Source organism: Bartonella sp. AP57NXGY (assembly GCF_042195805.1).
In the GTDB taxonomy this organism is placed as follows: domain Bacteria; phylum Pseudomonadota; class Alphaproteobacteria; order Rhizobiales; family Rhizobiaceae; genus Bartonella.
The window spans coordinates 1-3,175 of the sequence record NZ_JBHIOZ010000142.1 but is presented as its reverse complement, the minus strand read 5'-3'; the positions used below and the strand labels follow the sequence as shown (position 1 = coordinate 3,175).

At 39.7% G+C, this 3,175-nt stretch carries 2 protein-coding genes and 1 pseudogene; all 3 read right to left on the bottom strand.

The genetic code is table 11. The annotated features are described in order from the left end of the window. The coding region (locus tag ACFIL8_RS08620) for a transglycosylase SLT domain-containing protein (RefSeq protein WP_375627703.1) at window positions 1–122 on the bottom strand (122 nt) is incomplete at its 3' end. Then, window positions 119–2,284, bottom strand: coding sequence for a glycine zipper family protein (locus tag ACFIL8_RS08615; protein WP_375637086.1), 2,166 nt, complete (start codon window positions 2,282–2,284; stop codon window positions 119–121). The genes ACFIL8_RS08620 and ACFIL8_RS08615, both read right to left, overlap by 4 nt. A 6-nt stretch (window positions 2,285–2,290) precedes the next feature. Beyond that, window positions 2,291–3,175 (bottom strand): annotated as a pseudogene (locus tag ACFIL8_RS08610) (hypothetical protein); the annotation flags it as partial.

Below are 3,175 nucleotides of genomic sequence, written 5' to 3'. Positions count from 1 at the left end.
CTTGCATTGGGATTGCCGCCACTTTCCACTTGCGCAACACGGTACAAATAACTCTCTGGCAAACCATAACGCGCTGCCGTTTGCCGTATCGCTTGATTAACAGAAGGACTAGAACGGGTCATTGAACCTTACTCCTTAAAAATCTTCCCGCTTCTCCTGCCATTACCGAAGAAATGAAATGCCACAAATGGTCACTAACGATTCCTGCTTTATGTAATCGTATAAATCTTTGTAACATTTGAGCAACTTCCTGCTGGTTCATACCTTTAACGCCAAAAGTTGCTAATTTCGCTATATCTCGTTCAAGTATTTGTCTCTCTTTTTGAGGTAATTTCCTAATCGTATCAGATAAAATATTTTGTGTAATCTTTGCCCCTGCACGTGCTGTACTAACTTTCCCGTACGGTAGATTAACACCTGTTAAATAATTAGGTTCGGGCGTTCCCTGAAACGGTTTTAGGGCTCTTTGCGCCGCATCTTCATAGAACCTTTCATCCTCTACAGCTTTTCTAAACCCATGAATGTTTTTAGAGCTTAAAGATCTGCTTAGATTATCTGACATACGACCCGTTTGTAAAATATTCGAAAGTCTATTAACAGGACGCGAACCTTTTAATAGATCATCAATATAGTCTCTCATCCCTACATGATAAGTATTGAGACCACTAGACATTGCTCCTTTACGAAGACCTTCTTTAATCCCCTCTCCAGAAACATCTCTCTGTACAATGTTTTTGCCTTGTTCTATCGCTTCTTGAAAACCTTTATATTTTTCTACACTAGCCCGCGCTGCTTTGTAAGTAGAGGAGATTTCATCCGTTATCTTTACCAAATTATTCTTAAGTATTTGGTACCCTGTAGCCTTTTGTTTATCACCAAAATTCCGGGACTTTTCGATTAAATCATCAATAGATTTCTTCGTTTGATCTAATAACGCCATTGTGGGTTTATAGTTTATATGGATAAAATCTTTATCATAAAATCGTTGAGCAATTGCTGTGCGCGGGTCTCCTTCTAAGGTGTCAACTGCTTCTTTTACAGCGTTTTGAAACCATTTATTTTTGAAAAGCCTATTAAGAGCTGGATAATGCTTTTTTGCTATGGGAGTTTGCATTGCTTCTGCATAAAGATGTTTATATTCTTTTTCTCCTTGCTCTTGAAGCACCCTTTTTAAAACTTTCGTATCTTGAAGAGGTGTAATGTTTTCATCTGCCGATTGACCAATACGGTGAATAGCATTCTGCACTCGTTCCCCATGTGCTCCTTTCAAAAGTTCAGAAACATGCACATTTGTCTTCCCCATATTCGCAAGGGATACTTCTAAATTTGGACTAATATCTGTCAAAAATGCATGGCGGGGCGCAGAGCCAAGACGCTCTGCAACATTCTCAACACCATCATCATATAATGTTTTTGCAACTTCCCTAACGGCTTTGGTTTCAACTTCCTTATGAGCAGGATTAAAACGCCCTCCTTTCATAAAGGGAATATAGGGAACATGTTGCAATCCCCTTGCCATTTTTTTTGTACCCCAAGAAGCAACTGTACCGGCAAGAGAACCAACAGGACCAGCTACTGTTCCAATACCACCACCAAACCCTGCCGATATAAGACGACCAGAAAGCCCCTCTCCCGCCCCTGAACCATGTAAAGCTCCTGAACCTGCTCCTAAAAGCGCCGCATTACCAAGATTTCTAAGTGTTGACATATGCTTTGCAAGAGCCAAAGCCCTTAATGGAGGCACAAAAAGTGAGAGTCCTGTCGGTACAAGTGAACCAACAGCATAAGCTATAGAGGACCAAATAGGATATTTCTCTTGCAAAGCTTTTTGGTAAGCACGTTCCTTGGCTACCCGTCTATTATATATCTCCTCTGCTTTCTTATCACCACGCCAATAATCTATAAAACCCGATTCATTCGCTGCTTTCATCTCGTCAAAATAATCTGCCATCGCACCAGACGCGCTATTTCTCATAACAGCATTCCGCCACGTAAGATCTTTATCATCAAATGAAAAATCATCTGTTGTAGTTGATTGATCTTTTGTGTTTTGTTGACTTTCAGAAAAAGAATTAGATAGCTTCGCAATCTCAGCAGGATCTTCAACTACGCGGAAACGTTTCCCATTCTTAGCATATACATATTGAGATGAAGATGAACTGTTAGCATGTAACTTTATAATTTTTTCAATCTCAGCAGGATCTTCAACTACGCGAAAACGCTTCCCATTCTTGGCATATACATATTGAGAACGCATCTTCTCAGAAATGTTATAAGGGTCCATTACTATTTAATCCTCAACCAAAAATTTACCACTAGAACTGTCCCTAAAATAAGGTACGTTATCCTTAATAGATGCCTCTTCTAAACTCATCTTTGGTATATTTATCAAATTCCCTTGTGATAGTTGCGAACCACTTCCAAATGCTTCATCCACATCCGCAGCTGTTATGTTATCATTCATCAAAATAGCTAATTGCGCATCTGTTGCTTTGTTATAAATCTCCTGTAAACGTTGCAAATTCCTTATAAGCTCTTGAGGAGATAAACTCTGTTGCAAAGCAACATAAACATTTTCTAATCTTACACCTTCCTTATCAGTCAAATTACCCAATCCTGAAGCACCATTAGGTGATAGCGCTTTAATCCTCTCTAGCCTGTGAAGCATTGCTCCTCCCCTGATTGTTTCAAGATGATCCCTTAAACGTGCTGCCGGTGTGTTCCACAAATTCTGTAAAAATTGACCAATTGGACCAGTAGATGACTTAGGATTTTCCTTAAGTATCTCAAGAGCCGAATTTATTGCATGTGATGTACTTTCTCTCATAATTTTCGCATCTACTATTTGTAATTTTTTCAACTGTTCACGCTTTTGCATATCTTCATGTGCTTTTCCACCTTCAACCGTAACATATCTATATCCACCTGGTGCATTAGGATCTTCCACAAGCATCCTACCGTCATTGGTAAATTGTGGATTCCTGTTTCCACCGTTGATCGTTTGTGCCAAAAACGCATTCAACGCATCTTTATTCCCAGCCATGAACCGCGCCTCTTCTTCACTGTACCCTTTAGATTTTAGATACTCGACAGTCTGGTTAACCTGTCCTCTTTTTTCTCTTTCCATATCACCACGACGAAGATTCATAGCTGCATTCGCTAAACTTTGTGCTAT